Source organism: Snodgrassella sp. CS2, from assembly GCF_050310315.1.
GTDB classification, from domain to species: Bacteria; Pseudomonadota; Gammaproteobacteria; order Burkholderiales; family Neisseriaceae; genus Snodgrassella; species Snodgrassella alvi_E.
This window is the reverse complement of the sequence record NZ_JBNPBA010000002.1, coordinates 48,845-61,189: the sequence shown is the minus strand read 5'-3', so window position 1 is coordinate 61,189 and position 12,345 is coordinate 48,845. Positions and strand designations below refer to the sequence as shown.

The window sequence follows — 12,345 nt, the reverse complement described above, 5'->3', positions numbered from 1 at the left end:
GGCAGCTTAATGGGTATTATTTCGTCTGTTGTTGCAAAAGGCTGAGGCGGGCTGCAAGGCGAGCTGTATCGTCGCGCAGCATTTCAACCTGTGCGGCAAACTGCTGCAACTGAACTTTGCTCACAACCACTGCATCGCTTTCCTGTGCATAGTCAGCAATCTGTGCTGCAATACTCTGACTGATGCCACACCCCTGCTGATATAGATTTTCCAGCTCCAGCGCTGCTTTCCCGCCGATGGCATCGCCAAAAAGCCGCGCCAAATCATCACGCCAGTCATACTGTAATGCCTGTATCAACGGCAGAATAGCCATGCCCAATGCACGGTCACCAGTAATTGCAATATCACCAACTCCCGGTTGCTGGCCAATGAGCATTTTAGTCAAAGCGGTGGAAGCAATGGTAATGGTAGTTTCAGCTTCAATGTTGTCTTCTTGCCAGAAACCCTGAGCATCGATGCGGCCTTTGAGTGTCAGCATTGGTAGCACCAGTGCTACTACCCGTTGCTGGTATTGCTGCCAGCTGGCTTTCAGTTCAACATTTTGCTGAATAAGGTGATTCAGTACTGCCAAAGTCAGCATAATGTATCTCTTGTCTGCTGCGCCCATTGCGGAGTCACCCATTTCACCGCATCACGCGGCTGCCAGTGGCGTAACTGATCTAATAACGCTGCAGGTGTTGTGGCTTTACACAGTAAATCCATGTTTTCTGGAGGCATGAAACCGGCGGTAACTGTGTTTTGCAACATTTGAATCAATGGATCAAAAAAACCGGCTACATTCAGAATCCCTACTGGATGCGGATGCAGCTTGAGCTGTGCCTGTGATAAGACTTCAAATAATTCTTCATAGGTACCCAGACCACCGGGCATGGCAATGAAGGCATCAGCCAGTTCTATCATTTTGTTTTTGCGCTCTGTCATATTAGAAGTTTCATACAGTTCGCTTAGCCCTGGATGTGCGCCTTCAAGATTTTTCAAAAAGCTAGGAATTACGCCTATGGCTTCTCCGCCATGGTCGAGCACAGATGAAGCGATGGTACCCATCAGACCAATATTGCCACCTCCGTAAACGAGACGATAGCCTTGTTGTGCCATTTCTTTGCCCAGTTGCTGTGCTGCATCAAAATAGGCTTTATTCTGTCCCAGATTGGAACCACAATAGACAACGATATTTTTCATGCTTGTTTTGTCTCCAAGTCAGAGGCGAATATTATCTGTTAGTATCAATTATTAGCTTTACATTCATATTACTGCCTGCGGATAAGAACCGATTATTTTTAGGAATGCTGAACGTTGCTGCAAGGCAGTCAATGCGGCGGCTACATCAGCATCTTGCTGGTGACCCTCGATATCAATAAAGAACACATATTCCCATAATCCACCACGACTGGGGCGGCTTTCAAGTTTGGTCATGGATACATGATGGTCTGCAAAAGGCTGGAGCAAATCATGTACGGCACCTGCTTTGTTGGGTGCAGCTACAATCAATGAGGTTTTATCGCGCCCACTGCTAGTGGTGACATTGCGCCCAAGTACGAGAAAACGGGTTGTATTGTTGGGTTCGTCTTCGATATTCTGAGCCAGTATCCGCAACTGGTAATGGTCTGCTGCCATTAGAGAAGCAATGGCGGCAGCGCTACTGTCAGCAGCAGCCAGCCGTGCTGCTTCGGCATTACTGGCAACCGCAATGCGAGCTGTTTGCTCGGGCAGATTTTTATCCAACCAGCTTCGGCACTGTGCCAGTGCCTGCGCATGCGCATAAACTTTAGTAATGTTTTCTGTGGAATCGATGATACGCAATAATTGATGATGAATGCGTAGATTAACTTCACCACAAGCTTTTAATGGTGTGGTTACCAACAAATCTAGGCTGCGCCCGACGGAACCTTCGGTCGAATTTTCAATTGGCGTGACAACATAATCGGCTTGTTGTGCCTCTACCAGACGAAATCCTTCGTCTATTGAAGTGCATGGCTGTGTCTGCGCGGCCTGACCAAAGTGTTTGATCGCTGCTTGCTGGGTAAAGGTACCCTGCGGACCAAGATAAGCAATGGTCAACGGTCGTTCCAGCGCCAAACACTCACTCATAATGGCTCGCTGTAAACGGGCAACCGCCTGACTGGATAATGGTCCAGGATTCTGCTCCTGTATACGGCGCAAAACAATTGCTTCGCGTTCAGGACGATAGACGATTCCTTCTCCTTTTAAAGTACCGATAGCCTGAGCGTGGCTGGCACGCTGGTTCAGTAAGCGCAAAATTTCGCTGTCTATCTGGTCTATGGCATCGCGATGTGGTTTGAGTTTATCGTTATCAGACATAATTAGTAGTGTTTTAATTGTTGTTCAGAAAAACATGAAAAAGGCAGCCTGCTGCGGCTGCCCGAAATCAACGGTGCTTTTTCTGCCACGCAGTGCGCGACAGAGCCCATAGTAAAATGGCACCGCAACTAGTAGAAATCAGCATCATGGTAGGCATCACATGAGTCGAACCATTATGCAGCAAGGTAGTCAGCCAGCCAACAGTAGCGGCGATCAAAAATTGCATGGTTCCGAGTACGGCATTGGCACTGCCACCGATTTTACGGAAATAGCTCATAAAACAAGCCTGAGTATTGGAACCAATCAAACCCTGTGAACCGATGGAAAACATAATCAGACCCAATAGCAGAAAAAATGGTGGCCGGTTCATGCTCCACACCACGATGGTCAGCAGTAAATTACAGCCTAGTTGTAGCAGCACACCACTAAGCAGAATATTGCGTGCCGGCGTCGTACGCAGACGGTAAGCTGTGATCCGATTAAAGAGCATCATGGTAATCACATTAGCACCGAATGCCCATGAATACTCATGCGGACTCAGGCCGTAGATATTCATATATAAGAAAGACGATTCGGTGAGAAAAACAAACATCGCCGCAAACGCAGCAGTCTGAAAAAACATGAATCCCAATGCCTCACGCTCATGGAAAACCATTGAAAAATTCTGTTTTATCTTATGAAATACCTGACTATCTAACGGCTGAATATCCATTTTTACCTGCGGCATAAAGCGCCACACGCATAGCAGCACAATTAGAGCATAAAGCAGCAGAAAGATAAAAATAACACGCCACCCACCTAATGCCGCCAGCGCCGTACCCAGCATCGGTGCAGCTAATGGAGCAGCAAGGGTAATGATACCAATGGTGGCAAACATTTTTGCAGCTTCATTACCATGGAAAAAATCACGCACGGTTGCGCCAACAGTAACCGTGGCCATGCCGCCACCAATGGCCTGAATCCAGCGCCAAAACAGCAGCTCATCTGCTGAATCAATGAATACAATGGCAATGGCTGAAAGCAGGTAAACGCTCAGGCCAATCATGGCAATGACCTTACGTCCTTTAATATCGGATATTGCTCCCCCAAATAGTTGTCCCAGTGCCACGCCAAACATAAAGCTGGCCAAACTGCGTTCAATCTGATCGATAGGCGCATGCAGAGAAGAAGCCATTTCCGGAACAGAAGACAAATAAATATCTGTAGAAAATGGCATAATGGCCACCATCACTGACAATAAAAAAGCCAAATGATGCGGATTGATTAATAACTGATTGGAGGTTGCTTTCATAACCATTCTCTCCGTTGACAGCAGGCTAAACCTTTCAGGTACTCAGTAATGCCACCAGTACAGCTTTGATGGTGTGCATACGATTTTCTGCCTGCTCAAATACGATAGATGCATTACTTTCAAATACATCCTCACTCACTTCAGCACCATCCAGAGCAAACTCTTCAAAGAGCCACTGACCTATGCCGGTATCACGATTGTGAATAGCGGGCAAACAGTGCATGAATCTAACATTGGGATTGTGACTAGCAGCCAGTAACTGTGAATCTACGCGATAAGACTTTAGCTGCTCTATCCGTTCCCGCCACACTTCTTTGGCCTCACCCATCGATACCCAGACATCAGTGTGGATAAAATCGGTTTGATCGACTGCGGCGGCTGCATCTTCGGTTAAAGTTATCCGCGCTCCAGTCTGCTCAGCTATGCTACGACACTGACTGACTAAATCATCGTTTGGCCAGAAAGCACGTGGTGCGCCGATGCGTACATCCATTCCCATTTTGGCACCGGCTACCAGCAAAGAATTACCCATGTTGTAACGCGCATCACCCACATAGGTATAAGCAATCTGGTGTAGAGATTTTTTACAGTTTTCCTTCATAGTCAGCAAATCAGCCAACATCTGTGTCGGATGGAATTCATTGGTTAATCCGTTAATCACCGGCACACCGGCAAATTCTGCCAGCTGCTCGACAATCTCCTGACCATAACCTCGGTATTCAATCGCATCATACATGCGGCCGAGAACACGTGCGGTATCACGAATGCTTTCCTTATGACCAATCTGACTGCCGCTACTGTCGAGATAAGTTACATGTGCTCCCTGATCGTGTGCTGCCACTTCAAAGGCACAACGGGTACGGGTAGAAGTTTTCTCAAAAATCAGAGCAATGTTTTTACCGCTTAGACGGGGTTGTTCCACACCGATTTTCTTTTCGGTTTTCAGTCTCGCCGCTAGGTCGAGCAGATTCTGAATTTCAGCTGGCGTATAGTCCAGCAGTTTTAAAAAATGTTTCTGGTTCACCGTACTCATTATTTTCTCCTTATTTATGTAGGCAGGCATCAGGCCAAGCCAGCTGCTGAAGCATGTTTTCATATATTGCCGATAACTGTGCCAGCGCAGTAATATCCACGCACTCATCAATCTGATGAATGGTCGCATTAACCGGCCCTAGCTCAATGAGTTCCCGAGCTATGTTTTTAATGAACCGGCCATCAGAAGTACCGCCCGTGGTAGACAGCTCGGCATCCACACCGCAAACAGACTTGATGGCTTTCTGCGCTACGTCGGTTAAACGACCGGCAGTCGTTAGAAAAGGCTGTCCGGACAATGTCCAGTCTATATCATAGTGTAAATTATGCTTATCTAAGATAGTGTGTACACGCTGACGTAGATTTTCGGCACTGGATTCAGTGGAAAAACGGAAGTTAAACTGCACAGTAAGCTCGCCTGGAATCACATTGGTGGCACCAGTACCGGCATGTATATTGGAAATCTGAAAACCGGTAGGAGGAAAATAGGTATTACCATCATCCCAGTGCATGGCAGTGAGTTCAGCCAGTGCTGCCGCTGCTAAATGGACAGGGTTGGCGGCCAGATGCGGATAAGCCACATGTCCCTGCCGGCCGTGCACCCGTAATGTGCCAGATAAGGAGCCACGCCGGCCGTTTTTAATCATGTCCCCCAGTGTATCTACAGCAGTAGGCTCACCAACAATGCAATAATCAATCAGTTCACCACGCTGTTTCAGGGTTTCGACCACACGTTTGGTGCCATCGTGTCCGTCACCCTCTTCATCTGAAGTAATCAGCATAGCCAAACGCAGTGGCAAATCCGGCTGTTGCAGTAGTAAGCGTTCGCAGGCAGTAATAAAAGCCGCGACACTGCTTTTCATATCAGCAGCTCCGCGGCCAAATAATTTGCCTTCACGCTCTGTCGGCGTAAATGGAGGCGAGTTCCAGCGGCTTTCATCACCGGCCGGTACCACATCGGTGTGTCCGGCAAAGCATATCAGCGGCCCCTGATTGCCCCATCGCGCATAAAAATTATCGGTCTCTCCAAAACGCATGGTTTCAATGTTAAAACCAAGTGCGCTGAGCCTGCTCATCAGCAGAGGCTGGCAGCCATGATCATCTGGTGTGACAGACGGCTGTGCAATCAATGCCTTGGCCAGTTTCAGTGTTTCTATTTCCATTATCATAAACTCAATAAAAAATAACTTCAGGCAGCTTGCACAGCTGCCTGAAAACATATTACATCTTTATAAACCAAATTTTCTGTCTTGCCAAACATTTACTTAAAAATTGACAAACCATGGCATCTTATTCATATACCATTTCAGCCCGTTTAACATTACACAGCAGCTCATAGGAAATAGTGCCGGCAGCAGCAGCCACCTCATTGACATTCACCACATCCCCCCATAATTCAACTTCGCTGCCAAGAGACTGGCGGTGGTCATCCAGCTGTACTGTCATCATATCCATAGAAACTCGCCCCAAAACACAGCTACGTGCTCCATCTATGGCCACAGGTGTACCCGTTGCCGCACGACGCGGATAACCGTCAGCATAGCCGCAAGCCACCAACCCGACGCGGGTTGAACGTGAAGTCACAAAGCTGGCACCATAGCCGATTGGCTCTCCCATCTGCAAAACACGCTCACCAAATACTTTACTTACCAGCCGCATCACCGGCTTAAAGCGGCTGTCAGTGCCACCCATCGGCGAAATTCCGTACAGCGCCAAACCAGCACGTCCCCAGCCGCATTGGGTTTGCGGATACGCCATAATCGCGGCAGAATTGGCCAAACTGACATCTCCAGGCAAATCGGCACATACCATCTCGAACGTGTGAATTTGTTCTGCAGTCATGGTTTTCATAGGTTCATCAGCACAGGCAAAATGAGTCATTTTAACCACTTCAGCTACCTTATCACTTTGAGCCAGTGCCTGATAGGCCGGTGCATAATCATGCGGAAAAAAACCAGTACGATGCATGCCCGAATCCATTTTCAGCCATACCGTTACCGGTTTTTGCCAGTTGTGCGCCAACAATGATTCCAGCTGCCATAAATTACCCACTACCGGCCACAATCGATATTGATCAACCAGTGCATATTCTTCCTGCGCAAAAACACCTTCCAGCATAACAATAGGTATTTCTATACCCGCATTACGCAACTCTACCGCCTCGTTGATGCAAGCCACTGCAAAACCATCGGCCACATCAGCCAGCGCCTGTGCACAACGTACCGCCCCATGGCCATAGGCATTGGCCTTCACCACAGCCAGCATTCTGCCGCCGCCATGCATCTGTTTCAGAGCCAGAAAATTATCACGCAAATGATTTAAACGAATATGCGCAACTAACGGACGCATTATTGATCCCCTGTATTGATGTCTGTCATATTATTGTTTCAGTAAAGCAATGCCGGTAAGCGGACCAAACTGTGCCAGTTTACACAAAGGCCCGCGCTGCTGTATATCATAACGCCACAGATTACCACCCAAATCGGTAATATAGATTAGCGAATGGACAAAATCCGCAGCCAGCCCGATTCCTTCCTGTAAACCGGTAGCCAATACCTGATGGTCTCTCAGCCCGTCTGCACAGATGGCTGCACAATTCAGGCTATTTCCCCCAGCAGCATCGAGACCTCTGTCCGTCCAGTACAGCATCTGGTTGACATGGTCTATTTCCAGATCAATAGGTTCGGGCAGATTATCCAGTACCGTCTCAATATCGCAGCGGGTCGCAGCATCAAATTCAGCTTCCGGCTGCAGATGGGCTCGCAGAATGCGACCTTCTCCGCCTTTCGGCCGCCCTTTCTGTGTCCAGTAAAAATAATTATGCTGCTTATCCAATGCAATGCCCACACAATGACGCGCATAATCATGCGCATCTCGCGGATATAACCCAGTTTGTACCAGTACATCCGTTTTTCCGCTTCGCAAATCATAGCGGCAGACACGCATTCCCTCACGGTCACACCAGTAAAGCTGACCCTCATCTTCATCAAACACCAGTTGCTTGCCGGTAACAAACAAACCATGTCCAACCAGCTCATGCCGCTGCTGTCCATCGAGCGAAACTTCAGCAATCATTCCATCGGCCTGAAAAAATTCCAGAGAATCCGGTTCTTTTATTCGACCCATACTAGAATAAAACAATCGTTGATGGTGGATATCAACAGCAATTCCATCTGGAAAATCATGCAGCTCATCAGCCAGAATCTGGTGTGCTCCCGTCTGAGGATTGAATTCGATTATCCTGCCAACAGGTGCAACTTCCAGCAACAAAATTTTATCGTCAGCCATATACAAACCTTTTCAACAGGATAACCTACATTTTCCGGCCGGAAAATTGGAGCCTGTCAGATTAATAATATATTAACCGTAATGATAAAACTTTTTACATCCTGTGTATGCCACAGACTGTTAACCAGACCGAACTATCTGACATATCTACACATATCGAGCTAACGACAAATCACCAGTTTCAATTTCCGGCTTCACTCCGCTAATGATATCTGCCAAAACTTTTCCCGAACCCAGCCCCATCGTCCAACCCAGCGTACCGTGGCCGGTATTCAGCGACAGATTCACAAACCGGCTGGCACCGATAATCGGCGTACTATCCGGCGTCATCGGCCGCAGGCCGCTCCAGAAAAAAGCTTCCGATGTATGGCAACTGCCAGGAAACAGATCATTCACCACTAAATCTAACACCACCTTGCGAGCCGGATTTAAATGAATACGATAACCCGATAATTCAGCCATTCCACCAGCACGGATGCGTTCATCAAAACGTGTCACAGCCACCTTATAGGTTTCATCAATCACCGTAGAAACAGGAGCTTTATCCTTATCAATGATAGGAATTGTCAGTGAATAACCTTTTACCGGATAAACAGGCAAATTTATTCCCAGTTTACGCATCATACTGCGGCTGAAACTTCCCAAAGCACAAACATAATGGTCCGCATTAAACCACTGACCATTTGCCTCTACCCCTTTAATCGAACACTTATCCTGCCGGATATCAGTAATCGCATGCCGATACAGAAATTTTACCCCCAGCGCCTCACATTTCTCAGCCAGACGGGTGGTGAATAAATGACAGTCTCCAGTACCGTCTTGAGGCAAATACAGAGCACCAGCTAACCTGCCGGCCATATGAGCCAATGCCGGTTCATACTGCGTACATTCCGTCACGCTGTTTAGTATCTGCAACGGCACACCAAAATCCTGTAAAACAGCAATATCCGAACGCGAATCAATCACTTCTTTTTCGGTACGGAAAATCTGCAACGTACCCTGCCGGCGTCCTTCGTACTGAATATTCTCTTCAGCTTCCAGCTGCCGCAACATTTCTCGGCTATATTCTGAAATACGAACCATACGTTCTTTATTGGTCGCATAGCTTTGCGCATTGCAATTGCGATACATCTGCCACAGCCAGCGTAGCTGAAACAGACTGCCATCAGGCCTGATCAGCAGCGGGGAATGTTCTTTAAACAACCACTTACTTATTTTGGCTGGTATACTTGGTGCAGCCCACGGCGTGGTATAGCCATAGGATAACTGGCCGGCATTAGCAAAACTGGTTTCCATTGCTGCTTGATCAGCTCGCTCCAGCACTGTTACCTCATGACCGGCCTTGGCTAAATACCAGGCAGTGCTTACCCCAACAATACCTGCCCCCATAATCAGAACTTTCATTACATTAGCTCCCTGAAAATCAAACCGGAATATCGCGGCTGTTTAATGGCAGAATCCTGAAAATAAACTGTTTAGTAACTTCTCCTAGTGTAAACAAAGAATGATAGTGAATTTCACTTTATTTTTACCAAAAAAAGGTGTATTTTAATAATTTATCACATTCAAACTACAAATTAATCATGCACCAGATTGATAAAGTGGACATGAAGATTTTGTCCTTACTGCAAAAAAATGCCCGCACCACCATGACCGAACTGGCCGATAAAGTAGGATTGTCTACCACTCCGGTTACCGAACGAGTACGGCGGCTGGAACGTGAAAACATCATTACGGGCTATCACGCTCGTCTGAATCCACGTGCCCTGAATCAAAGCCTGCTGGTATTTGTCGAAATCAAACTGCGTTCTAAATCCGGCAACATCTTCGAGGATTTCCGGCGAGAAGTTTTGACCATTCCGCAAGTACTGGAATGCCATCTCATATCTGGCGAATACGATTACCTAATTAAAGTGAGATTGCCCAATATGCACGCCTACCGCAATATGCTGGGCAATATATTGCTCCAGCTACCTGCGGCAGCCGAAAGCCGCAGCTATGTGGTAATGGAGGAAGTAAAAGAAGAACAACTACTACACCTAGAATAAAATCACAGCACTAGCTATTCTAAGACTGAATAATCGGTCGGCATTCATACTTTATCCTGAATCAGACTGACCAATAACGCTGTTTCATTGTCCAGCTGAGCCTCATCCTGATTCAAAAACAAATATACCGGCGTAGCACGCCGTGCACCATATTTTAATGGTAAGACCTGTAATTCCCCACTGGCCAACTGCACCTGAATCCGATCTTCCGGCAGCCAGCCATAGCCTACACCCTGAGTTACAGCCTCAATAGCCGTTTCAATTGTGGTAAACGTCCAGTTTTCTGCTGCACTTACTTGCCGGTAGGGTAGCTGCTGCTGTTCGCGGCTAACAATCTCAATCAACGGATAGCGAACCAGCACATCCTGACCCAGTGGTGCCGGCAAAGTCAGCAGCGGATGCTCACGCTGCGCCACAGCTACAAAGTTCACCTCCAGCAATAACTTTCCCTGACGTATCATTTCTGCGCTCGGCGTGATGATGTAGACATCCGCCTGTTGCTGTTGAAGCACAGCACAGCTTTCACTTCGTAGCACTTCAGTCAGATGAATTTGGGTAGAGGGATAAACCTGTTGAAAACGGCGTAAAACTGTAAACAGACGCGTTTTAGGAAAAATACTGTCCACCACCAAATCTAGCCGTGCCCGCTCACCGCGTTGCAGCGCACGGGAACGGTTTTCCAGCTTCTCAAACCCCTGCAACAGAGGCAAGGCCTGTGCCAGTAGCTGCTGACCAGACGCTGTCAGCTCTGCCTTGCGGCCAACAATAGTCAGCAACGTTACACCCAGCCGTTCCTGCATTAACGTCAACTGGTAGCTCAGGGAAGACTGGCTACGGTTAAAGGCTTCCGCAGCACGGGCAAAACTGCCATAGCTCACCACAGCCTGTAAAAGCTGCCATTGTTCCAGTGTTGTTTTCATCGCGAATCAATCGAAATTTTAGAACATTTTATCTCAAAAATAACGTTATTCATCTGGTCCATACCTGTTTAAACTTCACTTATCCATTTAATCAAAATATCTTTTAATTGAAAGGAAAAAAATGTCTGTATTTGATAAAAACGATCTGAGCAATATTCTAGGAAAACATTTGGTTTACACCTATGATAATGGTTGGAACTACGAAATATACGTGAAAAATGCCACCACAATCGATTACCGCATTCACAGTGGCATAGTGGGCAATCGTTGGGTAAAAAGTCAAAAAGTCTATCTAGTACGGCTGGCTGAAAATGTATACAAAATCTCATGGACCGAACCAACCGGTACCGACGTCAGCCTGAGCGTCAACCTGGCCGACAAAATCTTCCACGGCACCATCTTTTTCCCACGTTGGGTAATCAACAATCCGGAAAAAACCGTTTGCTTCCAGAATGAGCATATTCCACAAATGGAAGCTTACCGAGAAGCTGGTCCGGCCTATCCTACGGAAGTAATTGATGAATTTGCCACCATTACCTTCATCCGTGATTGTGGTGAAAATGATGAAAGCATCATTAACTGTCCTGCCAGCGAACTGCCAGCCAATTTTCCGAATAATCTTTAATTAATATCTTCAGAAAACAGGGCGGAAATTAAATTTTCCGCCCTGTTTTTTCATCCTCAAGCCAGTAACAACCATTCGCAGCAATACTTTTTTTAAATATTCAGAACATCTCCATCACACTGCACACTACTTTATTTTTGCTGGTAAAACATGCTTTCAAATATCGAACATATAGATTTAGAAGCTTCAGCACATAGCAGACCTAATTTTTATCAAATAGTATGTAAATCAGAATGAAATTGTACTAAGGCCGAGACAAAGCCTTGAAATTGAGAATGAAATTAAGCAATCCATATAACTATTTTCAAGCAACTAAAAATATTGATAAACCCGACCTATGTTAACAAATTAACAAAATCGAAATATAGTCAAATCATGATTTTTGCCAACGCAAAATCATGATTTAAGCCGGTCATATATTATTATTATGCTTTGTCCAAATGATTGAGAATATCCAAAGCCGGTGCTACATCAGTTTCTGCAACAAAAATATGATCATGATAATAGCCGGCCACAACATTACAGCTGATATTCTGCTGTGCCAGAGCGCGAGAAAAAGCGGCGGTAAGTCCTACAGCAGACAGAGATGAATGCACCTTCAAGGTAATCCAGCCGGCAACATAGTCATAGCTTAGCTGATGCTCATCAGCCACAGCCTGAGGCAGAATCAGCGTAGTTCCCTCACTTTCCTGCACAGTAGCCACAGCAGCAGACAGCAATTCAGCCACCGGCTGCTTTACGGTACAGAACACATATTTGCCCGCATTATGCTGCGGCGCTGCCGATTGGAGCAAAACATGCAAATTACTTTCACCAGACATA

At 46.6% G+C, this 12,345-nt stretch carries 13 protein-coding genes; 2 read left to right on the top strand and 11 right to left on the bottom strand.

What is annotated here, in order from left to right:
- Positions 1-16: 16 nt before the first annotated feature.
- The 9 genes from ACQP6D_RS03910 to ACQP6D_RS03870 all read right to left on the bottom strand — a co-directional run bounded on the left by ACQP6D_RS03910 (position 17) and on the right by ACQP6D_RS03870 (position 9,334).
- On the bottom strand, positions 17-580 hold the full coding sequence (locus tag ACQP6D_RS03910; RefSeq protein ID WP_370388291.1) for a ubiquinone biosynthesis accessory factor UbiJ: 564 nt from the start codon (positions 578-580) through the stop codon (positions 17-19).
- On the bottom strand, positions 574-1,179 hold the full coding sequence (locus ACQP6D_RS03905) for a TIGR00730 family Rossman fold protein (protein ID WP_367645115.1): 606 nt from the start codon (positions 1,177-1,179) through the stop codon (positions 574-576). Before ACQP6D_RS03905 ends, ACQP6D_RS03910 begins: the two co-directional genes overlap by 7 nt.
- 63 nt (positions 1,180-1,242) lie before the next feature.
- Positions 1,243-2,319, bottom strand: coding sequence for a prephenate dehydratase (gene pheA, locus ACQP6D_RS03900; protein ID WP_100151801.1), 1,077 nt, complete (start codon positions 2,317-2,319; stop codon positions 1,243-1,245).
- A gap of 67 nt (positions 2,320-2,386) precedes the next feature.
- Positions 2,387-3,610: a multidrug effflux MFS transporter gene (locus ACQP6D_RS03895; RefSeq protein ID WP_267392144.1), complete on the bottom strand. Its 1,224-nt coding sequence runs from the start codon at positions 3,608-3,610 to the stop codon at positions 2,387-2,389.
- Positions 3,611-3,644: 34 nt separating this feature from the next.
- Positions 3,645-4,643, bottom strand: coding sequence for an ornithine carbamoyltransferase (gene argF, locus ACQP6D_RS03890; protein ID WP_427857491.1), 999 nt, complete (start codon positions 4,641-4,643; stop codon positions 3,645-3,647).
- Between the two features lie 10 nt (positions 4,644-4,653).
- Positions 4,654-5,811: a succinyl-diaminopimelate desuccinylase gene (gene dapE / locus ACQP6D_RS03885; RefSeq protein WP_416384981.1), complete on the bottom strand. Its 1,158-nt coding sequence runs from the start codon at positions 5,809-5,811 to the stop codon at positions 4,654-4,656.
- 121 nt (positions 5,812-5,932) lie between these two features.
- Positions 5,933-6,991: an alanine racemase gene (gene alr / locus ACQP6D_RS03880; RefSeq protein WP_267404150.1), complete on the bottom strand. Its 1,059-nt coding sequence runs from the start codon at positions 6,989-6,991 to the stop codon at positions 5,933-5,935.
- Positions 6,992-7,021: 30 nt separating this feature from the next.
- The gene (locus ACQP6D_RS03875; RefSeq protein WP_267404148.1) at positions 7,022-7,930 is read right to left on the bottom strand and encodes a hypothetical protein; all 909 of its coding nucleotides are present in this window, start codon (positions 7,928-7,930) and stop codon (positions 7,022-7,024) included.
- A gap of 147 nt (positions 7,931-8,077) precedes the next feature.
- On the bottom strand, positions 8,078-9,334 hold the full coding sequence (locus tag ACQP6D_RS03870; RefSeq protein ID WP_100151806.1) for a D-amino acid dehydrogenase: 1,257 nt from the start codon (positions 9,332-9,334) through the stop codon (positions 8,078-8,080).
- Positions 9,335-9,513: 179 nt separating this feature from the next.
- On the opposite strand from ACQP6D_RS03870, the gene ACQP6D_RS03865 reads away from it, so the two are divergent.
- Entirely contained in the window at positions 9,514-9,978 is a 465-nt protein-coding gene (locus ACQP6D_RS03865; protein ID WP_100140483.1) for an Lrp/AsnC ligand binding domain-containing protein, read from the top strand.
- Between the two features lie 44 nt (positions 9,979-10,022).
- Here the strand turns inward: ACQP6D_RS03865 and ACQP6D_RS03860 are convergent, their stop codons facing one another.
- Positions 10,023-10,898: a LysR family transcriptional regulator gene (locus ACQP6D_RS03860; RefSeq protein ID WP_267408542.1), complete on the bottom strand. Its 876-nt coding sequence runs from the start codon at positions 10,896-10,898 to the stop codon at positions 10,023-10,025.
- 121 nt (positions 10,899-11,019) lie between these two features.
- On the opposite strand from ACQP6D_RS03860, the gene ACQP6D_RS03855 reads away from it, so the two are divergent.
- On the top strand, positions 11,020-11,523 hold the full coding sequence (locus tag ACQP6D_RS03855) for a phenolic acid decarboxylase (protein WP_267408543.1): 504 nt from the start codon (positions 11,020-11,022) through the stop codon (positions 11,521-11,523).
- Between the two features lie 425 nt (positions 11,524-11,948).
- Here ACQP6D_RS03855 and ACQP6D_RS03850 read toward each other — a convergent pair whose 3' ends face one another.
- Positions 11,949-12,344, bottom strand: a complete 396-nt coding sequence (locus ACQP6D_RS03850; protein ID WP_267392138.1) for an ACT domain-containing protein — start codon at positions 12,342-12,344, stop codon at positions 11,949-11,951.
- Position 12,345: the final 1 nt, after the last annotated feature.

Excerpts from the sequence above, each read along its gene's own strand:
- dapE (WP_416384981.1), bottom strand. The coding sequence starts at position 5,811 with ATGATAATGGAAATAGAAACACTGAAACTGGCCAAGGCATTGATTGCA.
- ACQP6D_RS03910 (WP_370388291.1), bottom strand. The coding sequence starts at position 580 with ATGCTGACTTTGGCAGTACTGAATCACCTTATTCAGCAAAATGTTGAA.
- pheA (WP_100151801.1), bottom strand. The coding sequence starts at position 2,319 with ATGTCTGATAACGATAAACTCAAACCACATCGCGATGCCATAGACCAG.
- ACQP6D_RS03855 (WP_267408543.1), top strand. The coding sequence starts at position 11,020 with ATGTCTGTATTTGATAAAAACGATCTGAGCAATATTCTAGGAAAACAT.
- ACQP6D_RS03860 (WP_267408542.1), bottom strand. The coding sequence starts at position 10,898 with ATGAAAACAACACTGGAACAATGGCAGCTTTTACAGGCTGTGGTGAGC.
- ACQP6D_RS03865 (WP_100140483.1), top strand. The coding sequence starts at position 9,514 with ATGCACCAGATTGATAAAGTGGACATGAAGATTTTGTCCTTACTGCAA.
- alr (WP_267404150.1), bottom strand. The coding sequence starts at position 6,991 with ATGCGTCCGTTAGTTGCGCATATTCGTTTAAATCATTTGCGTGATAAT.
- ACQP6D_RS03875 (WP_267404148.1), bottom strand. The coding sequence starts at position 7,930 with ATGGCTGACGATAAAATTTTGTTGCTGGAAGTTGCACCTGTTGGCAGG.
- ACQP6D_RS03895 (WP_267392144.1), bottom strand. The coding sequence starts at position 3,610 with ATGAAAGCAACCTCCAATCAGTTATTAATCAATCCGCATCATTTGGCT.
- ACQP6D_RS03870 (WP_100151806.1), bottom strand. The coding sequence starts at position 9,334 with ATGAAAGTTCTGATTATGGGGGCAGGTATTGTTGGGGTAAGCACTGCC.
- ACQP6D_RS03905 (WP_367645115.1), bottom strand. The coding sequence starts at position 1,179 with ATGAAAAATATCGTTGTCTATTGTGGTTCCAATCTGGGACAGAATAAA.
- ACQP6D_RS03850 (WP_267392138.1), bottom strand. The coding sequence starts at position 12,344 with ATGTCTGGTGAAAGTAATTTGCATGTTTTGCTCCAATCGGCAGCGCCG.
- argF (WP_427857491.1), bottom strand. The coding sequence starts at position 4,643 with ATGAGTACGGTGAACCAGAAACATTTTTTAAAACTGCTGGACTATACG.